A 22,041-nucleotide genomic window follows, 5' to 3' on the forward strand; every position below is an offset into this window, starting at 1 on the left:
TATTAAAAGAAGAAAACAATGAAGAAACTTTTAGGCATCCTCTTATTCATCAGCATTGCGCTGAGCGCCAATGCACAACTTTTATGGAAAGTATCCGGTAAAGGATTAGAGAAACCATCCTATATTTTCGGTACTTATCACCTCTCTCCACTCAGCATCAAGGACAGCATTGCCGCCATGCCGCAGGCCATGAGCGAAACCGCCCAAGTCTACGGGGAAGTTGTGATGAGCGAAATGGCGACTCCCGCCTTCATGCAAAGCATGCAACAGCAGATGATGATGCCCAAAGACACCACGCTGCAAAGCCTCTTTACTCCCGAACAATACGAAGAAGTAGGCAAAGCCATCAAGGAAAACATGATGGTGGACATTGCCATGCTGGCACAACTGAAACCGGCTGCCATCAACCAGCAGCTTGTCATCCTGCTCTACATGAAACACACTCCGGGCTTCAACCCGCAAGAACAGCTTGACACTTACTTCCAGCAGCAGGCCGCACAGCAAGGCAAGAAAATTGGCGGTCTGGAAACAGCCCAGTCACAAATAGACATTCTGTTCAACAGCCAGACGCTGCAACGCCAGGCAAGCCTCCTCTACTGCGCCATCAGCGACATTGAGAAAGGTATCGACCAAAGCAAACGCCTGATTGCCACTTATGAAAAGCAAGACCTGGACGCCATGCTGCAACTGATGGAAGAGCGCGACGGCAATTCATGTGACCCACTACCCGGTGAGATGGAAGCCATGCTGGACAACCGCAACAAGGCATGGGTTGAAAAGATGCCTACCATCATGACGGAAGCCCCCACCCTTTTCGTAGTCGGCGCCGGGCACCTGCCCGGAGACAATGGAGTGTTGAACCTTCTGAAACAACAAGGATACACCATAGAAGCCATGAAATAAATCCTCTAACAATTCTCTCTAACAACTTTTAATGGCAAGCTATACAAAGCGTGACGGTCAAATACCATCACGCTTTGTTTGCATATACACTTTATTCTCCTCATCATATCGTACATCCCGAAAAATATACTACTTTTGCACCAAAGTCTTGGCAGTTATAGTGATAACGGCCATTTTTGACTTGATTCGATAAGAACGCAAGAAGCGAAAGTTATTATCCCTGCCTATTCGGAATCTGGAAAATTCAATAAACGTCATGGGATGATAGCAACAGTTTCTTCACGTCTATGTTATTATATACTTAGGCGTGGGGACTGTTGTCTATTTATGACGTGGGCATTTTCCAGAGCCTCGAATGCAGATAGGCAATAACAGTCCTCGCGCTTTTTATATAATAACCTTCGTCAACGGGGACAGACGAAATGAAAGATACCGCGTATGCATCTTACATTATTTGGAGAAATACAGTTATTTCTGTTGATTGCCGCTACATCTGCAAGCTTTCTATACTGGATAAATTATAAATACAAAAGTCTGAACAGGCAGATTATCCGGGCAATAGACATTCCGGTATATCTGCTGAACAGACAAGGTTTTGTCGTAAAACTGCTCAATACACCTACCGAAAAGGCGAACAGACTTCCGTTCCAAAACCTGGGAACTCTCAACATCAAAGATTTGGTGACAGACGCCGATGAATGCCGGAAATACATGACGTCGCTGTTACGCGTACTGAATACCCGCACTTCGGACAGCCTGACCCTAAAGATAAGAATAGAAAGTGGTGAGAAACTATATATCGCAGTGCGCATGGTCTACCTCAACAGAAATTATGTCATAGCCTTCATACGCGACATTACGGAAGATGAAGTCCAACGCCGGGAAAACGAAAAATACCGTTTCTTCCTTGAAAGTATTCTGGAGAACCTCCCCATCGCCACGACAGTAAAAGACAAAAACGATGAAGGACGCTACCTGATATGGAACAAAAAAGCGGCAGAGATGATGGAAGTCCCCGCTGAGGATATTGTGGGACACTATGAAGAGGAGTTCAAACCCCTAATGCAAGATAATTTCATTCAGGAGACAGACAAAGAAGTTGAAGAGTCGGAAATTCCCCAGTCCTACATCAAACACTTTGTCAATCCCAAAGGCAGAGAGTATATTCTGTCGTTTCACAAAACGCTGGTGTCCTACAACAAAGGGAAAGAGAGGTGGATTGTCAGTTCTGCACTGGACATCACCGAACTGCTGGCAGCCAAAGAGAAAGCAGAAGAAGCCAACCGCCTGAAATCGGCTTTTCTCGCCAACATGAGCCACGAGATACGTACTCCGCTAAACGCCATCGTCGGATTCTCCTCCATACTTTCCGATTATATACAAGACGAAGATACAAAGGAATACATACATATCATCGAAGAAAACACCCAACTGCTGCTGCAACTGATTAATGATATTCTCGACCTGTCACGCATCGAAGCCGGCATTCTCGAATTCACAGAAGGAGATATGGATGTAAACAAGACGCTTGATGAAATGCAGACGATGGCAAAACTGAAACTTCCGTCCGAAGTCAGTATACGTCTCCTGCCCGGTGCGGATTACTGTATTATTCACACAGTCCCCAAACGGGTAAGACAAGTACTGAACAACTATCTGTCAAACGCCCTCAAGCATACGGAAGAAGGTTTCATCGACATTGGTTATCACCTGCCGCAAGAAGACAGGATTCGCTTCTTTGTCCGTGATACCGGTTGCGGCATTCCTCCTGAAAAGCAAAAGGATGTATTCGAACGCTTTGTCAAGCTAAACAGTTTTAAACAAGGCACGGGTCTCGGACTCTCCATCTGCACCATGATTGCCGAGAAAATGAACGGAAAAGTGGGCGTCAGCTCTATTCCGGGGAAAGGTTCCGAATTCTGGTTCGAAATACCCTATCAACCTACCGGAAGCCAACCTGCATAGAAAAGCCCGCCACTGACATGAACTCTGTCAACGACGGGCAACCTAAACCATCACCGATGCTATCCTGACTCACAATACCTATCGAAGACTAAATCGCAGTTTTCCACTCTGCACCAGTTCTTCATGAGTGATACGATATCGGGACAGTTTTTTTCCTCCCAGTTCCATTTCACGGATATAAAGCGACTCTGCCGACGGGCGTTCCGTCTCTATCACCAGTTGGTCGCGTCCCCAATACTTAGGGTCGAGCTTTATGGTCACCTTATCAAATACCGGAGTAGACAGCGTATAAGCCGGTTCTCCGGGACAATCCGGATAAAAGCCCATCATATTGAAGATAGCCCAAGCGGACATCGTTCCGGTATCATCATTGCCGGGAATTCCGTCGGGGGCATTCTTGAAATACTTCTGCAAAAGGCGGTGCAGCTCTTTCTGCGTGCGCCACTCCTCACCCTTGAAATAAGAAAAAAGATGGGCGTATGCAATGTCCGGTTCGTTGGCAGGGTCGTACAGTCTTTCGTCGAACACACGCTGAAGCTTGTCTACGAACGGCTTCTTTCCACCCATGAGCCGGGCAAGCCCTTTCACATCGTGGGGAACATAGAAAGTATAGTTCCAGGCACAACCTTCGTGAAATCCGGGGTTCGGCTCAAAGTTCTCTCCCTGCCTCGGGTCGAAAGGAGCATAGAATTCACCGTTAGGCAAGATAGGACGGAAAGTACCGTACTCCTTACAGTAATAATGCTTGTAGCCCAGCGAACGTTCGTGGAACAGACGGGCATCCTCCTTCTTGCCAAGCGCAGCGGCTATGCGCGACAAAGCATTGTCGGCAATATAGTATTCCAGGGCATGTGAAACGGAATTGTCATACTGCTCCCGCAGGGGCACATATCCCAATGACACGTAGTCGTCATTGTCCGGACGGAGCAGGTTCTCCGCTCCCGGCAGGGTGGCTCCCTTGCGCATGGCTTCGTAGGCCAGTTCTATATCAAAGTCGCGCAGACCTTTCAGCCAGGTGTCGACGATGACGGGAATGGAAGGGTCACCTTCCATGGTCAGCGTCTCACGTCCGTAGAGTTCCCATTTGGGAAGCCAGCCGTGTTCGCGGTACATGTCGAGCATGGAGCGCACCATCTGCAATTGCCGTTCGGGATATACCAGCGTAAGAAGCTGGTGCACATTGCGGTAAGTGTCCCACAAAGAAAAGACGGTATAACGGTCGCCTTGGGTAGTCAAAATCTTATCACTCTCCATAGCGGGATATTCCCCGTTCACATCTTGCAGGATATTGGGATGTATCAGCGTATGATAGAGTGCCGTATAAAAAACGGTTTTCTGCTCTTCCGTACCTCCTTCCACAAGGATGCGCGAGAGGTCATCGTTCCAGCGGCGACGGGCTTCTTCCAGCACTTGACCGAAGTTCTTTCCCTGCTGCTCGGTATCCAGATTGAGGCGGGCATTCTCCATGCTCACAAAAGAGACTCCCATCTGGACTTCCACCTGCTCGCCTTCTTCGGTATCGAATGTAAGATAGGCGCCGATATCATCTCCCGCCAGTTCCTTCTGGTAGCGGGTGTAAAGTTTGTAGCGTCCGTTATCGGGGTCCCATTCGGCCTCTACACCGGTCATGGGGCGCTGCTTCTTCCAGTAGCCCGAAGCGGCGGGCTGCTTGTTGACACGCATCACAAAGTAGATGGGAAAAACGGCTTGTGGGTTGTAGCAGAAAGTACCCAGCAGCTTCATACCTTCAAACTCGCATTTACCCGTCTGGCGCAGAAAAGCTCCCGATTCATTGGTCAGGCCTTCGCCCAGGTTCAGCAGCACATGGCTCTGCCCGGCAGGAAAGGTGAAACGCGCCACACCCGTGCGAGGAGTTGCCGTCACTTCCGTCTTCACATTGTAGCGGGTCAAGAAGTTGCTGTAATATCCGGGGGATGCCTGCTCGTCCTTATAGCGGCTTCCATATTCCTTATAATCTACGGACAGCTCTCCCGTAGTGGGCATCAGCAGCAGAGAACCCAATTCCGGACAGCCCACACCGCTCAAATTGACATGCGAGTATCCGGTGAAGAAACAATTGTGATACTCATAGGGAGTAGACCACCAGCGGGCATCTTTATCGTATTTGTTGTCCTCCGAACCCATCACGTTGAAGGGCACTACGGACATCATTCCATTGGGACAGACGGCTCCCGGATTCGTGGTACCGAAGTTAGTGGTACCGACAAAAGGATTCACATAGTCCGCAGGATGCTTCTCCGCAGCCATAGATGCCGTGAGCATTCCAAAGGAGATGATACAGAAAGTAATCAGTCGTTTCATAATATAGTAAGGATTTGTTCTTTATTAGTTAGTGAGCACGCTACCCATGCCGGTGTCATTGCATGCACTCTGCAAAGTTATTGCAAACGGTCTGCAGTGACACTGCAAACTACTTTGCAGTAGCGCTGCAACAGTTTTGCAGTGACGCTGCATCAGCTTTGCAGTGGCGCTGCAACGGCTTTGCAGTAGCACTGCAAAAAGCATGCAGTATTTTTGCAGTGATATTACACTAAGTATAAGGCAGTTACGGCAGGCGCTTTTCAGCAATACCGAGCGCCTGCCAACTGCTTGGTACTTACAAAATACTTGTGCGCTTCGTGAACTCCAGAATCTCGCGGATATACCCAAAGGCAAGCCCCACTACCGTATCGGCTGCACCGTAGTATACAGCTACACGTTCTCCATCTTGCAACGCTGCGCAAGGGAACACCACGTTGGGAACATCACCTTGCAACTCATAAGGAGCAGCAGGCGCAAGCAGATACTCACGGGTGCGGTAGAGCAACTTGGCAGGATTGTCCTTATCCAGAATAGCTGCTCCCATGGAGTAACGGAAACCGTTACAAGTGGTTATCACGCCATGATAGAACATCAGCCAACCCTCGTCCGTGAGGAACGGTACCGAACCTGCCCCTATCTTGGTACACTGCCAGGCACTTTCGGGGAAAGGCGTAGGAGCCATCACATGGCGGTGTTCGCCCCAGAATTTCATGTCAGGGCTGAAGCTAATGTAGATGTCGCCAAAAGGAGTATGTCCGCTATCGCTGGGACGGCTCAAGAGCGCATATTTGCCATCGAACTTCTGAGGCAACAACACACCGTTGCGGTTGAAAGGCAAGAAAGCATTCTCGCACTGGAAGAACTCCTTGAAATCGAAAGTATAGCCGATGCCGATGGTGGGGCCGTAGTAGCCGTTGCACCACGTAATCCAGTAGCGGTCCTCAATCCATGTCACGCGCGGATCGTATTTATATTCGGACTCTATCATGTCCGTATTCCCGGCCTTGAACTTGATTGGCTCATGCTCTATTTCCCAGTGGATGCCGTCCTTGCTGAAACCGGCAAAGATATTCATCTGCACCGCCCGGTTGTCACAACGGAACACACCGGCATAACCATCCTTAAACGGAACCACCGCACTGTTGAAAATGCTGTTCGACGACGGAATATGGTAGCGGTCTATTACGGGATTCTCCGAATAACGCCACATTACATCCTTACAGCCTGCCGGCCGTTCTTCCCAAGGCATTGTGATTTTGTTGCTCATAATTGCTCTATATTATTAATTGGTTATTGTTGTTTCTTCTCATCGGCATACGTAAATGGTATGAAGTACGTAATGAGGAACGCCGGAATGGTGGCAAACAGCGTGAAGGTAAAGAACGCCTCGTACCCCAACCAGTCGCTGACAAAACCGCTGATTGTGCCCGGCAACATCACACCCAGATTCATGATGCCCGAAGCAAAGGCATAATGTGCCATCTGGTGCTTTCCCGGCGCCACCTGCTGCATCATGAACAAAGTCAGTCCCACAAAACCAAAACCATAACCGAAGTACTCGAGCACGATGGCACTACCTATCAGCAACCCGCTTTCCGGCTGGTACATGGCAAGCAGGGTATACGCCACAAAAGGCAGATTGAAGATGCAGCACAGAGAGAACAGCGTCCGCCGCAATCCCCGGTGCGAAATGTAATAGCCTGCCAACAGTGACCCCAGCACAAAGGCGGCCGCCCCATAAGTGCCGTAGTACAAACCTATCTGCTGCTCATTCAGTCCCAAGCCACCTGCCGAACGCTCCGCCTTCAAGAAAAGAGGGACAATCTTCATGACAAAACCCTCGGCAAGGCGATAAAGGATAATGAACGCTATATAGTACCAGATGTGCTTCTTCAAGAAGAAATCCTTGATTACCGCCACCAACTGTTCCCACGTCTCCCTTGCCGACTTGGTGCCGGATGCAGCCGCACCGCCCGACGGCAGCATGCGTATGTGATAGAAGCCAAGCAGCAACATCACCGCCGCCAATATCAACATCACCGTCATCCATGCATGCCGGGTAGCCTCGTGGCGGACTGCCTCTGTGGCACCCTCCACCCCACCGAAACCTACCAACAAAGCACCTGCCAGCCAGACCAGTCCACCGGACGCTATAATCTTCGCTATATTGTAGAAGGCTCCCTGCCAACCGATATACTTAGCCTGGTCCTGCTTGCTCAGTTCCGACATATAGACACCATCCGTAGCCACATCGTGTGTGGCTCCGCTGAAAGCAATCACCGCCAGCAGCGCAATGCACACCGCAAAAAAGAATGGCAACTGCAACGCCAAAGCCACCAGAGCAAAACCTGCTCCGGTAACCATCTGCGTCAGTACCACGAAAAACTTCTTCGTCTTAAACATTTCAAGGAACGGACTCCAAAGGAACTTCAGCGTCCAGGGCATCATGATGAGCGACGTCCACAGAGCAATCTGCGCGTCACCGATACCCAGCCCCTTGAACATCAGCACAGAAACCATGTTCAGCACCACGAACGGCAATCCCATGGCAAAATATACGGTGGGGACCCACGATATAGGATTATGATTTTTTCGGCTCATCCCTTCTGTATATTATCTGTGTCACTTCAGCGGTTCGCTGCCCATAGTCAGCTCCAGCGTACCGCCGTCCACTATATCCTGATGCGTGAAGAACGGAGTCTCCAGCTTATGGCCGTTCAGCACAATGCTCTGCACATACTTGTTGTCGCGGCTATTGTTATGGGCTATCACCTTGAACGACTTGCCATCTTTCAGATGAACGGTCGCCTCGTTGAACAACGGGCGTCCGATGGAATATACCGGCTTGCCGGGGCATACCTGATAGAAGCCCATCGCATTCAGTATGTACCATGCAGACATCTGTCCGCAGTCTTCATTGCCCGAAAGTCCGTCGGGGTTGTTGAAGTAAAGCGTATGCAGCACCTCATCCACAATCTCCTGCGTACGCCAGGGCTGGCCTACGTAGTTGTAGAGATGGGCAATGTGATGGCTCGGCTCATTGCCGTGGGCATACTGGCCTATCAGACCGGAAATATCCACCGAGGTCGATTCACCTTCCAGCTTGGAATCGGCAGTGAACAGAGAATCCAACTTGCCGATGAAGGCGTCGCGTCCTCCCATCAGTTCCACCAATCCGTCTACATCGTGGGGAACGAACCAAGTCCACTGCCAGGCAGTACCTTCGCAATAGTCATCGTTACGGTGATTGGAAGCGCGGGGGTTGAAAGGCGTACGCCAGTTGCCCTCACTGTCCAGTCCACGCATGAAGCGGGTACTCGGATCGAAATAAACTTTATATCCCTCGGCAAAAGCCGCATACTTATCGCGGTTGGCTTCGTCGTCCAAGGCACCTGCCAGTACGGAGATACACCAGTCATCGTAAGCATATTCCAAAGCTTTAGCCACAGATTCATTGTCTTTATCGCAAGGCACGTAGCCAATCTTGTTCTTCCAGTACTTGGCCTGCGGCATCAGATGCGGCACAACCAAAGGATGGGTGATAATACCCGTCGTATCGTATTCTGCCGTACGGAGGCAAGCCTTGTAAGCCTCCTGCACGTCGAAGTTACGGTATCCCTTTACATAAGAATCCGCTATGAGGGAGGCTGCATGATAACCAATCATGGTACCCGTATAGTTTCCGGCCAGTTCCCACATAGGCAGGACGCCGCCCTCGCGGGACTTCTGGATGAGCGAACGGATGAAAGCCTCGTTCAGTTCAGGATCAATAATCGTCATCAGCGGATGATAGGCACGGAAAGTGTCCCATAAAGAGAAAATGGTGTAGATAGGCTCGTCCACCCTGCCTTGATGGGGCTTCAAGTCCATACCAAAGTAACGTCCGTCAGCATCGGTAAACAAGTTGGGCTGCATACCCGTGTGGTAAAGTGCCGTGTAGAACATGGTACGCTGGTCGTTGTCCTTCGTATCGATGTCAATCTTGGAAAGATAAGTGTTCCACTGCTGGCGGGCAGCACGGCGCACACCGTCAAAATCCCATCCGGAGATTTCGGCTTCCACATTCTTGCGGGCACCGTCCATATCCACGGCAGACACACCTACCTTTACCAATACCTCTTCATTGGGCTCCGTCTGGAATTGCAGTAAAGCTTTAGCTGTAGGCAGAAGCGGACCGCCTTCGTCCAATGCCATGGAGTCCGTGACCAGCGTATAGGTAAATGGTTTGGAGAACTTAGCGTAGAAGTTGATATACTGGTCGAAAGCCCAATATACAGTCTTCTTGCGTCCACGGATTTCAGTATCGCTGATTACTTCCAGCTCCATCTGTTCATTCTTCTGGCGCTGGATACTGTAATCCAGGTCGAGGATAAAGCCTGCATCTTCCGCTTTCGGGAAGGTATAGCGATGAATCGCCGCACGTTTGGTAGAGGTCAGTTCGGCTTTCACCCCGTAGCGGTCCAAAAATACGGAATAATATCCCGGTTCGGCTGTTTCATTCTCGTGGGAAAAGGCAGAGGCGTACGCCATCTGCTGGCTCTTCGAGCCCATGGAGTGGTAATCCTGCCGACCTACAGTGGGCATCAGCAGCACATCCCCGTAATCGGCACAACCCGTACCGCTGACGTGGGTATGTGAAAATCCGTTGATAGTAGTATCTGCATAGTAATATCCGGAGCAGGCATCCCACTCGTAGATACGCGTGTCGGGGCTGGGCTGAATCATCCCGTTGGGAACTACCGCTCCGGGATAGGTATGCCCATGTCCACCCGTACCGATGAACGGATTGACGTAAGACGCATAGTCCGGTGCCGTCTGGGTACAGCTGCAAACCGCCCCCAGCAGAAAAAGTCCGCCCAACAGTATGGAACTAGATTTCATGTTTTTCTTCATATTGTTTATTGTATAAGTAGGTGTATAGCTTCATAATAGAATCTTGTTATATGAGAATGCTTGAGGAGGGCCGCCCTATTACTTTGAGCAAAGCCCTCCTTTGTTTCATGTATGAAAAGGTTCAAGCATCCGTTTTCCGAAACCTCAGTTTACGGAAAACACGGCATCAGCGTACCTTCTTCATCGTATAGTTCTCACTCACGAAGTAAGGAACATCGGGGAAGATGTCGGTCTCAATCTCACCGCCTACATACTTATAGGGATTGATAGCCCATCTGTTGCCCAAGCCATAGATATGCATATCACCGTTAGGAGCAATAGCACCATCCATATAGTAATCATCATAGTTAGGATATGCTTTCCACTGGAAATTCTTGCTGTAAGTACCGAAATGCATCTTGTAGGTAGCAGGGTCTTCAGCATCGCCCTCATGAATGGTTTGCGGATAGATGAGCAGTGCACCGTTATAGTAATCGCAATGCATCGGATACTTACCGGTGATTTCGGGGAAAGTGCCCCAGTTGTAAACCACATATCCGGTACCTTCTTCATCCTTCTCTATAATTACATTCTTCTCAAACTCCTGACTGCCTTTCCAATCCCACCAGCGAGGATTGCCTTCTTCATCCACATAGGTAAAGAGAGAATTGCTGGAAGTTACCTTCCACTCGCCGACCAAATCTTCATAACCCAACATTTTGCCCTGATAAGCTTCACCGATACGGCTCCAGTACTTGCCGCTCCACTCCACTTCATCATCAAAAAGTACTTTACTTATTTCCGAAAGCAACGTATAATACTGATACACCAGCGGTTTGGGATTGTAGAACATCTGAATGCCATAACCTTCATCTTTCACTTTCTGGAATTTGCTCTTGTCAAATCCACTCCAACCTCCGTTCAACTCATCATTAATCTTCCAAGGCAGCGGAGCATACTTGGATTTGGGCAGGTTCTCAAAATGAGACTCTTCACGGCCAAAGGCTCCCTCGGGATTCTGATTCTGGTAGTAACCGTAGGTCATATAGTCCACAATGTCACCTACCTTCATACCCTCTACCTCACCGTCTGGAGAGTCGAGCGAACCATATTCATACACACCGATCAGCTTGTCTCCAAATACCTGGCGGCACTCATAAACCAAACGCGCGAAGTTGGCACGTGAGCGTGTTTCGAAGCCGGGGCTGGGATTGGAGTTGTTGTAGCTGGTGTACTCATCATCAAAGTCAATACCATCCAAGCCATAGATATCCAAGTAAGCTTTCAGTTCCTTGGCAAAGTCTTTGGCGGCAGCTTCCGAAAGGTTACCCATACCAGCCTCGTCATGGTTGCCAAGAATAGTCATAGCCACCTTAATGCCCTTAGCCTGCAAAGGACGGATGAACTTATCCGCATTTCTCAGCAAGAAGGAAACCTGGTCATTGCAGAAAACATGTACGCGACCGGTCTTGCTATCCACATTGATGTTGGCAGCAAAAATGCTGACTACATCAAAGAAAGGCTTTCCGTTGCTCTTCATGGTATATTCACCCATATTCAAGATGTTCTCGTCATTTACTTCCACAAAGCAATGTGTAAGTATATCACCCTTACTGATACTCTCAGGAATAGCAGCCAAAGGCTTTACCAAGTAAATATATTCCTGATTGTTTGTAGAAACTTCCACACCGTTATTGGCAGATGCAGAAACGGCAACAGCATAAGTCTGTCCGATTGTGCCTCCGGCATTGATATTCAGTTCCACAGAAGCCGACTTCTGTTCGCCCGCCTTGATAGTGGCAGTTCCACCGTTCGCCAGGCTCAGCTTATCGGCGGGATACATTTTATAGCTTGTTCCATTCTTCTTATTGTAAGCCTCCAAAACGTCTTCGTCCACTTTGAAGGTCACCGTAACATCCTGCTCTGCAGCTTTGCTCAGTTCAAAATAGAGATGTCCGGTAGCAACCTTGTCGCCAAAAACAGAAATCGGAGTAAGTTCACGTGCACCGGCGGCAGACTTTACATAGCCATACACGCCATCCACAGTATCCAGCTTATCGCTGTTGCCGGTGTTGATGACAACATCATCTTCACAACCGGTGAAGCATATTCCTGCACATGCAAAAGCCATTGCCAGCAAGCCTGATTTTACATGATTCATATATTTCATAATCAATATCTTTTTATTTGAATTAAGGTATAACTAAATTATTTAGCGGGCAGTTCCACAGCAGTCCAAGTCAATGATTCCACTGCAGTAGCATTGTTCTCATTTCCGCTATAATCGTGAATGGCAGTACCGGCGCCCTCATCGAACTTCCAGTAAGAAACCAGTCCGTCAGCATCCGGCTCTACCTGGTAGAAGTGGTCCTTTGCATTGATTTCTGCTGATGTCAACACCTTGTTCCAGATACGCACCTCTGAGATATTACCTTCCAACCAACGGTCACGATTGTATGAATGGCCAATCCAGAATCCGTTACCTTCATCGGTCATGGTCTGGCCCCAGTTCACGACTCCGCAGTCCAAAGTAGTCTCCAGCATATTCTTACCATTGATGTAGATTATAACTGTTTTTGCATCCGCATCGTAGGTCACAGCGATATGTGTCCATTCGTTTGTCGGAATAACCAGACTCTCATCGGTCACATTGCCGCTACTTGTAGCCACCTGCAACTGGTTTTGAGGAATTCCGGCATCACCGATGCGGAGCAGGAACTTACCTTCGATACCCATAATGGAAGTCAGCATCTTGTCAAACTTGCTTACACGAATCAACGCTTCTGCCGTCAGCTTATTCATATTATTGGCTACATCTGGATTGGTCCAAGTTACGTAAACCAGATTCTTGGTAATATCAGGAACCGTATTAATCAATGCGGCACCCTTCAGCACGTAGTACATGGTACCGGAGCTCTTCAAGACTCCGATGCTTGCCTGGTCTACCGTAACCGGCAATACATATACCTTCTCACGGTCCAGCTCCGTCAAGTTCTTGAAGCTGACAGTGATGTCGTCTGAAATGACAGCACCGGCCAAAATGGTAGCCTGCGGAGTTTCTACCGTATAATAGTTTTCCGGCAGAGCCTCGGCTGTGTCATAATAGGTAGCGTTATAAGTAGCTACCAGTGAAGGGTCCGCCTTCAAGGCAATAGTTATATCCTGCGATTCAGGACGGGCCATTGAAATCCGGAATGAACCTTCCGTATCGGAAACAGTGTTTTTCAACAACACAGTACTGGTCATCGCCGAGCCGTTGATATACACCTGATTATCGAAATTCTCAACGTCATTATCATTACAAGCAGCAAATACACCTGCCAATAATGCCATCGATACTAAATATATACTTTTCAGTTTCATGATATTCTTTTATTTTTTAGGAGCAGGATTCATAATATTGATAGCTTCTCTCACGTATTGATAGGTATTGGTGGCATTGTAGTAATCATTCTGCATGTTCTCAATAGCCAGACCGGCTTTTGTAAACTCTGCAGACGGTTCTGTCACCCAATAAGCAGCTTCCGACAGAGCTCTCAAAGCATTGTAATATCCGGTAGTCTTATCTGTTGTATCCAGAGAGACGGTAGATGCCGATACAATGAAGCGGTCAGCCGGAACACCGTCTGCCATCAAGGCCTGAAGCGCTTCTATCCCCAGTTGGGCAACATCCGTGACATCATTTGTAATCAAGATGATATGGTCACAAGAAGAGAGCACAGACTGGCCTATCAGGTTGGCAGGATACCCCTGGAACACCAGTTGCTTACCTGAATTGGCACTCTTCCAGTTGGATATCACACCGAAGAAAGTATCCTGATTTGCCTTTGCTTCAGCCTTGTCGGCTTCGGACATGTAGATAGGATTGCTACCACGATACTCGGCTACAATACCGTCGAAAGGTGCTTCAAGAGCTATCAGTCTGTTCAGCTCAGCCGACAGATAAGCCGAGAATGCAGATGTTTCTGTTCCTTCTTTCACCTTGTCGGTATGTTCCTTCAAGATATTGTCATAGCTGATGGAATAGAATACTTTCGTTCCCTTCTCATGTACATTTGCAATATCTTCCAATTCGAATTCCGCCAAATCGGGAGTAGTCGCAATAATTACGTCCAGACTGTCGGGAACATCCGACATGTGCTGCCCGCGGCTGAAAGGAACTTTCTCACTATTATCAAACCAGCCGTATACAATCTTATGGTCAGAATTCTTGTATTCCCGCAAGTTCTTCAGATACTTGGCATACAGTTCGGGAGACTGTTCGTCGATTCCGGGTTCTTTCAGTTTAATACTCTCTGAATCCGTCCAGTCGGAGCAGGCAGACAATGCCAATACGGAAAAAGCTGCCAGCGCGATTCCTTTGAATGATTTCTTATATAATTTCATAATTATTCAGCATTTATTGTTATTATTTGCGTGCCCACCATACGTCAGTAGCCATGTTGTCCGGTCCACCCAGATAGCTGTTTACTGCCTCTTGCACGTTTTCAGTATTACTTGTATATTCTTCAGAAGGATAAGGCATACGGCGTGCACCTTTCTCGCTATCAACAATTCCACCACTCAAGTTACCTTCACTGGTTGCAGGCAACAGTTTGGGATAGCCTGTACGGCGATAGTCAGCCCAAGCTTCGTTACCTAACGGCCAATTCGCAATCCACTTCTGGGTAATGATACGTTCCTGTTTTTCTTCCTTGGATGCCCCTTCATTCCACTTGACAGTAATGGCTGAAAGGTTCTTTTCATAAGTATTAAGACCGGCGGGATCTTTGTAAAGAGCAGGTACACTGCTTTCATCAGCCAGATAGCTGTCTACACCGGTAGCTCCCCACTGTTCGAAAGAGAGACGGACACCTTGTTCATAAAAATCAGCAGCGGTTCCTTTCATGTTGAAACCATAGATTGCAGTGGCTTCAGCACGCAAAAAAGCAACTTCTGCCGCATTCATCCAAAGCACGGGATCAGAAGAGGAAATCTTCACACGTGAATAATTGATGAAATACTCCTTCATCTTACTGAGGTTGATACCGCGACGTAATCCTACATAAGTCTCTCCAGGCCATTTTGATTCCTCAAAATAGCTGGCACGACGATTGTCGTTGTAACCGTTCATGTAGCAGATGATGTCGGCAGCAGGATGGGTATCACCACCTGAAGCTTCTTCATTGTAACGTACTGCCACAAACAACGGATTGCTAATTGTACCGAAATACTTCCATGTAGCATTGTCTGCATTTGTTTCAATCAGACCCAACTCGTGATTCACTGCACTTTCAGCCATTTCTTTAGCCTTAGCAGGGCTTACATTGGCAATACGGATAGCCAAACGCAGTTTCAATGAATTGGCAAACTTCACCCACTTCTGTACATTACCACTGTACACGAAATCTGCAGAAGCAACCAACGCCGCATTTCTGTTTTCAGTCAGCACCTCGATGGATTCGTCCAGTTCCTTGAAGAATGCGTTATATACTTCTTCCTGCGTATCATAAGGAATGGTAATCTTGCCATCCTGACCGATTTTAGAATAAGGAATAGGACCATACGCATCAGTCACGCGACTCATGGCAGCAACCTTTATGATTTGAGCAATGGCATAAGGAACCGGATTATTGGTATTCTCCGATACTTGTTTCACTGTGCTCAAGTTACCGTAAAGTGTTGAAATGATACGGTCACTTATCAAGAACACACGCGTCCAGTCATTTGTAGCATTAAAATTGGATATTGTATTGGACCAGCCGGCATTTGAATCGGCAAAATAACCTCCCAACGGTCCACCCAACAAACAATCAGTAAACTGTGCCGTATTGACATCTGATGAGATAACCGTACTTGCCAAGTTACTCATGGCAGAACCCAGTGCATAATCATCCGGAGTCAAATCACCCGGTTGATAAGGATTGGAGTTGATATCCATATAATTGCCGGTACAGGACATAAAGCCCATAACCAACGGAGCAACAATCAATTTATTTATAATATTTTTCTTTTTCATATCGTTTGGTATTAAAATTTAAAGCTCAAGCTAAAGCCGATGTTACGCAAAGCCGGCATCATGAAATAGTCTATTCCCTGATAAAAGTTATCGGTAGAAGCTACACTTTCGGGATCGAAAGGAGCCTTGCTGTAAATCATCCACAAGTTGCGGCCTACCAACGAAACCTTGATATCGCACACATCATTCAACAACTTTCTGGGGATGGTGTAACCCAAAGATACTTCCTGCAGACGAACATTGGTAGCAGAATAAGTGTAGTATTGGGGAACAGACGTGCCGCTACCTACTACACCGTACCATGTTTCGGGGTTTACCTTATCTCTACCATTCACCAACACGTAACCTAAATCACGTGCATCGGCAGAAGCCTCGGACACACCGTAATAGTCCAACATAGCTTGTGTACGTGAGTAAACCACACCACCCAAACGGGCTGAAATCAAGAAACCTGCTGTGAAATTCTTCCAAATGAAGTTATTACGCCAAGCCAAATTACCTTTAGGAAGTACGCTTCCCAACTTGATGTATTTATCCGGGTCCGTTATGGCTTCCGTAGCAACCGTTCCATTTTGGTCCACAAAAATCTGTCCATTGGCATCACGTTTCATATCTCGCAGTGAGTAAAGGTCACCCATGCTCCCACCTTCTTTCAGCAAGAAGCGGGCATCACCTAAGCCACCCATATTCAACGTGCTCAAAGAGAACAGCTCACCGGTAACGGGATTGATGGCATTGTCTGCCAAAGTCAGGATTTTATTCTTGTTACTGGAGAAGGTTATACCGGTATCCCATGTAAAATCTTTCCAGGTATTCTTGTAATTCAGCGACAACTCAATACCGGAGTTACGTACGGCACCAGTCTGGATATACATAGCCGACCAACCGCTGACAGGCAACTGCGGGTTGAATGTCTGGTTCATAGTCTTGGCATTGTAATATGTCACGTCCAATTCAAAGTTCTTGAGGAAACGCATGTTCAAACCGATTTCCCAAGAATTGGTACGTTCAGGTTTCAAATTGTACAACGGATATTGGGTCGTGATACTCCACTGGCCGGAACTTGAATTCCATTCATAGTGGGGATTAGCCAAATATCTGGAGAAAGCACTACCAACAGATGCCCATGAACCACGAACCTTTATAAAAGAAAGATAATCTTTGTTCAAGTTAGGCATTAGCTCAGACAGTACAACAGAACCACCGACTGAAGGATAGAAGAATGATTTGCTGTTGGAGTTGGGACCTGCCAGCTGTGAAGGCCAGTCGTTACGTCCGGTCAGCGTCAAGAAGTAAGTGTTCTTGTAACCAAGCTCAGCCGAAGCGAAGAGAGACTGGGTCTGTTCACGCCATCCTTCCTGCAAACGCTGTGTCTTGCTGGCACTCAGGTTCTGAATGGCAAAGTAGTTGGTCAAGCCTACCGGTTCGCCGTTGAAAGCATCGCCCCCGTCAGCAATCGGACCACGGGTCTTCATTGCATCCGAACGTATATCGGAGAATGAACCACCGACGTTGGCCTGGAGTGACCAATCTTCACCGAAATATTTGTTGATACTCACCAGGAAGTCTGCATACAACTGTTTGTCCTGCGTCTTGGTAATACCATAAAGACCTCGTGAAGAGCTCTCGGTGAGCTGTGTATTGGTAGAAGCATAGAACTTTTCTGTATAATCATTGTTGGAGTTATCCAAACGTACACGTCCTGAAACAGTCAGCCAGTCCAGAATCTTATAGCTCAAACCGGCATTCAGCATATAGCGGTCCTTCTTGTTCTGGCGCAGATTGCGGTAGTTAATCCAATAAGGATTCTGCATTACCATACCTTCGTCACCTACCGGCCAGTATTGCGTATAAATTTTACGGGCAGCGTCATAGCGCTCATACATGCTGATATCAGACCAGTCGTTGCTGCGCGGGAACAAATAAGCACCCACCAACGGGTTGTTGTAAGTACCCTGGTTCGTCATGTTCTGGTCATTCTGCAGAATATAGCTTGCACCGAAATCCAGAGTCATCTTGTCGTCCAGGAAAGTAGTGGTGTTACGTACCGTAAAGTTGTAACGGTTGTATTTGTTGTTGGGAACAATACCCTTGGAGTTTACAGCAGCAGCCGATGCATACGTCTGGTTTTTCTCTGTACCGGTTGACAAAGAAATGCTCTCTGTTCCTACAATACCCGTCTGGAAATAATCATCTCTCGGGCTGTAATTGTAGTTATTGGCTGCAGACAAAGGCGCTCCCCAGCTCATGGCTCCTGAAGTGCTCATCACACCACCGGTTCCCGTACCGTAACGGTTTTGGAAGCTCGGCATCACAAACGGATTGGTGAATTCAGTATTACTGCTGACAGTAAGGCTCACCTTACCTTCTTTACCTTTCTTTGTAGTAATGACAATGGCACCGTTGGCAGCTTCCGAACCATACAAGGCAGCAGCGGCGGCACCAGTCAGGACTGACATTGACTCGATGTCTTCCGGGTTGATATCGGCAATCGGTTCTGAAGATCCCTGGGAGTCGAACTCCTTACCTCCGGCAGTACCACGGCCAGAGAAAATAGGCACACCGTCAATTACATAAAGTGCATTGGAAGACTGCATGATAGATTTCGTACCACGCATCACTACCTTTGATACACCACCTACACCGGATGAAGAAGCATTGATGTTCACACCCGCTACCTTACCACTCAATGAGTTCACAAAGTTGGCATCTTTATTGGAAGTAATGGCATCTGTATTCACCTGCTGTACATTGTAGGACAATGCCTTTTCCGAACGCTTGATACCGAGTGCAGTAACCACAACTTCTTCAAGCTGTTGGGTATCTCCGGCCATCATTACATTAATCGGTGCATTACCTTTCACGGGGATTTCCTGCGTAGTATAACCGATATAAGAGAATACAATCACCGGATTCGTTTCCGTAGTGGTCAGCGTAAAGTTACCGTCGAGGTCGGTAATACACCCGTTGCTAGTACCTTTTATCAATACATTCACACCAATCAGAGGTCCCATGTCATCTGACACGACTCCGGTAATCGTCCGTTCTTTCCCTTGTTGGTTGCCCTCTTGAGGAGCAGCAGACTTTTCAGAAAGATAAACGATGTTATCCTCCACTTTATAGGAAATGTCTTTCCCTTTGAGAATAACATTCAAAGCATCTTCTATAGACGCATTGTTCACTTTGACGTTTTCTACCGGCAACGCAGCCAGTTTGTCGTCATAAAAAAATTGATACTTGGATTGAGACTTGATTTGTTCAATGACTGTCCCCAATGTGCCGCGAGACACATTCAGGTTTAACTGGGCAAAGCCCCACTGGATAGAAACTGCCATGAACAACAAAACTAATAAAGCCCGCATGAACGTCGAACTCCGAAAAGCATAATTGTCTTTCATAAACACAATTTATAGGTTATACAATAAATTACTTCGAGAGATTCATTCTCTCGCATTCCTATATAAAACAACAGACAATGAAAATACACTTACTGAAAAAGTATCTTTTTTATCATTAATCCTAAAAAAAAGAGTTACCCCGAAAACAAGTTGATATATCATTTTGCTCAATATTACTAACGAAGTAAATAATTATTTCCACCTGATTCAAGAAAAACACCTATAATACAGATAGTAAATAACAAAATGATATATCAACTTATTTTCGAGGCAACCCTTTTCTTACTATATTATTACTATTCTTTACTTCTTCAGTTCATTCGAGAAAGAATAAGGATAATCTTCCGGCTGCGTACCTCTCTTCATATTAGGCTGGCTGCCCATATCAAACCTCAAGGTACCGCCATTCAGCAAATCGCCATGCGTCAGATAATTCCTGGAATAATCCACGCCGTTCACCTTGAGAGACTCGATATACATGTTCTCCGGTGAGTTATCCGGAGCGTCAATTGTCAGGGACTTACCGTTCTCGAAATGGAGGGTAGCCTTACGGAACAGAGGGGCGCCCAATACATACTCGTCCGTACCAGGGCAAACCGGATAGAAACCAAGTGCAGAGAAGACATACCACGCGGAAGTCTGACCGTTGTCCTCGTCACCGCAATAACCGTCGGGACCGGCAGTATACATGCGGTTCATTACCTGACGAAGCCAATATTGGGCCTTCCAAGGTTCCCCGGCGTAGTTATAAAGGTAAATCATGTGCTGGATGGGCTGGTTGCCATGGGCATAGTTACCCATATTCATCACTGTCATCTCACGGATTTCATGGATTACCTGGCCGTAGTAGCTGTCATCGAACAAGGGCGGGACAATAAATACAGAGTCAAGCATCTCTACGAAAGACTCTTTTCCACCCATCAGGTCTATCAGACCTTGAGGGTCGTGGAATACAGACCAGGAATAGTGCCAGCTGTTACCTTCAGTAAAGGCGTCACCCCACTTCAAAGGAGAGAAAGGAGACTGGAACTGGCCGTCTTGATTACGACCACGCATCAGCTTGCTTTCCTTATCAAATACATTCCTATAGTTCATGGCACGTTCCGCAAAGAGTTTCTGCTCCTTCTTCGGACGGTTCAGTTCTTTTGCCATGCGGTAGATGCACCAGTCATTATAAGCATACTCCAAAGTACGGGCAGTGTTCTCGTTGATTTTCACATCGTAGGGAACATAACCAAGCTTGTTGTAATACTCATAGCCGAGGCGACCCGTAGAAGAGACCTCGGGATGGACATTCTTTGTACCGTTGATGAGACCTTCGTACAACATCTGCACATCCTCCACCTTCACACCTTTCAGATAGGCATCTGCCAGTACGGAAGCAGAGTTGTTGCCAATCATACAGCCACGGTGACCCGGACTTGCCCATTCGGGGAAGAAACCGCTTTCCTTATAGGTGTTGACAAGACCTTCCTGAATCTGCCTGTTCACCGACGGATACATCAGGTTGAGGAATGGGAAAAGACAGCGGAAAGTGTCCCAGAAACCGGTATCCGTATACATATAGCCGGGCAACACTTGCCCATTGTAGGGACTGTAATGAATCGGATTTCCCGCCTCATCCAGTTCATAGAATGCACGCGGGAACAACAAGGAACGATACAAACATGAGTAGAAAGTACGGTACTGGTCAAGGGTTCCGCCTTCCACATCAATACGGCCCAGCACCTTGTTCCAGGCATCCTGACCTTTCTGAACCAGTGTTTCCAAATTGTCATTGCCAAGCTCCTTCAAGTTACGGTCAGCCTGCTCAAAACCGATGAAAGAAGAGGCTACACGGGCATGTACCACTTCACCCTTACGGGTTTTGAAACCGATAACAGCACCGGCATGTCCGGCTTCCTGCTCAACCTTATTCTCGGTCAAGACGCCATCGGCTACAGACGCCTTATAAGTAAAAGGCTTGTCGAACTCTATCACGAAATAGTTCTTGAAGTTCTCGGGAACACCGCCGCTGTTACGGGTAGTATAACCGATAATACGATTCTGTTCCGGAAGTATCTTCACATAAGAGCCCTTGTCAAAGGCATCGACAACAATGTATGAATGATCATTTTCAGGGAAAGTGAAACGGAACAATACGGCACGGTCGGTAGGGGTGAACTCGGTAACCACATCGTGTTCGGCAAGATATACCTTATAATAATGAGGAAGTGCTACTTCGCCCTTGTGGGAGAACCAGCTTGCACGCTTCTCTTCATCAAACTCGGGTTTGCCAACCACCGGCATAATGGAGAACTGCCCGTAGTCGTTAATCCAGGGACTGGGCTGGTGTGTCTGCTTGAAACCACGGATCTTGTTCGCGGTATAGACGTATTGCCAGCCGTCACCCATCTTACCTGTCTGAGGAGTCCAGAAGTTCATACCCCAGGGACGTGCGATCGCAGGATAGGTATTACCGGTGGAAAGCTCGAAAGTAGACTGCGTGCCGACAAGAGGACTGACATACCGGGTAAAGTCTTTGGCATGCAGCCATAAAGCACTGCTCACAAAAAAAAACAATAGGATTAATTTTCGCATAAT

Annotated in this window: 12 protein-coding genes; 2 read left to right on the plus strand and 10 right to left on the minus strand. The window is 47.5% G+C overall.

Annotated elements, in window-relative coordinates; translation table 11 throughout:
- Window positions 1–18: 18 nt before the first annotated feature.
- Together DWZ03_RS16150 and DWZ03_RS16155 are read left to right on the plus strand one after the other, a co-directional pair.
- Window positions 19–903, plus strand: a complete 885-nt coding sequence (locus DWZ03_RS16150; RefSeq protein ID WP_120130400.1) for a TraB/GumN family protein — start codon at window positions 19–21, stop codon at window positions 901–903.
- A 438-nt stretch (window positions 904–1,341) separates the two neighbouring features.
- Window positions 1,342–2,868: a PAS domain-containing protein gene (locus DWZ03_RS16155; protein WP_117887406.1), complete on the plus strand. Its 1,527-nt coding sequence runs from the start codon at window positions 1,342–1,344 to the stop codon at window positions 2,866–2,868.
- Window positions 2,869–2,946: 78 nt separating this feature from the next.
- Here DWZ03_RS16155 and DWZ03_RS16160 read toward each other — a convergent pair whose 3' ends face one another.
- The 10 genes from DWZ03_RS16160 to DWZ03_RS16205 form a co-directional block, all read right to left on the minus strand.
- Entirely contained in the window at window positions 2,947–5,190 is a 2,244-nt protein-coding gene (locus DWZ03_RS16160) for a GH92 family glycosyl hydrolase (protein ID WP_120130401.1), read from the minus strand.
- A 295-nt stretch (window positions 5,191–5,485) separates the two neighbouring features.
- Window positions 5,486–6,457, minus strand: coding sequence for a glycoside hydrolase family 130 protein (locus DWZ03_RS16165; RefSeq protein WP_005828866.1), 972 nt, complete (start codon window positions 6,455–6,457; stop codon window positions 5,486–5,488).
- Window positions 6,458–6,480: 23 nt separating this feature from the next.
- Window positions 6,481–7,791, minus strand: a complete 1,311-nt coding sequence (locus tag DWZ03_RS16170; protein WP_120130402.1) for an MFS transporter — start codon at window positions 7,789–7,791, stop codon at window positions 6,481–6,483.
- Between the two features lie 21 nt (window positions 7,792–7,812).
- Window positions 7,813–10,083, minus strand: a complete 2,271-nt coding sequence (locus DWZ03_RS16175) for a GH92 family glycosyl hydrolase (RefSeq protein WP_120130403.1) — start codon at window positions 10,081–10,083, stop codon at window positions 7,813–7,815.
- 166 nt (window positions 10,084–10,249) lie between these two features.
- Window positions 10,250–12,232 (minus strand): BT_3987 domain-containing protein, encoded by a 1,983-nt coding sequence (locus DWZ03_RS16180; RefSeq protein ID WP_120130404.1) that lies wholly within the window; start codon window positions 12,230–12,232, stop codon window positions 10,250–10,252.
- Between the two features lie 38 nt (window positions 12,233–12,270).
- Complete coding sequence (locus DWZ03_RS16185; protein ID WP_005828870.1) at window positions 12,271–13,425, minus strand: DUF1735 and LamG domain-containing protein; 1,155 nt, start codon at window positions 13,423–13,425, stop codon at window positions 12,271–12,273.
- Between the two features lie 9 nt (window positions 13,426–13,434).
- The gene (locus DWZ03_RS16190) at window positions 13,435–14,448 is read right to left on the minus strand and encodes a glycoside hydrolase family 18 (RefSeq protein WP_057282035.1); all 1,014 of its coding nucleotides are present in this window, start codon (window positions 14,446–14,448) and stop codon (window positions 13,435–13,437) included.
- Between the two features lie 22 nt (window positions 14,449–14,470).
- Complete coding sequence (locus tag DWZ03_RS16195) at window positions 14,471–16,060, minus strand: RagB/SusD family nutrient uptake outer membrane protein (protein WP_005828876.1); 1,590 nt, start codon at window positions 16,058–16,060, stop codon at window positions 14,471–14,473.
- Between the two features lie 11 nt (window positions 16,061–16,071).
- Window positions 16,072–19,458 carry a TonB-dependent receptor gene (locus DWZ03_RS16200; RefSeq protein WP_117749679.1) on the minus strand — a complete coding sequence of 1,129 codons (3,387 nt, stop codon included), beginning with the start codon at window positions 19,456–19,458 and terminating at the stop codon, window positions 16,072–16,074.
- A 303-nt stretch (window positions 19,459–19,761) separates the two neighbouring features.
- A complete protein-coding gene (locus tag DWZ03_RS16205) occupies window positions 19,762–22,038 on the minus strand; it encodes a GH92 family glycosyl hydrolase (RefSeq protein ID WP_057097194.1) in 2,277 nt (758 codons plus the stop codon).
- Between the last annotated feature and the right edge of the window lie 3 nt (window positions 22,039–22,041).

It is taken from the genome of Bacteroides sp. AF29-11, from assembly GCF_003602895.1.
In the GTDB taxonomy this organism is placed as follows: Bacteria; Bacteroidota; Bacteroidia; order Bacteroidales; family Bacteroidaceae; genus Bacteroides; species Bacteroides uniformis.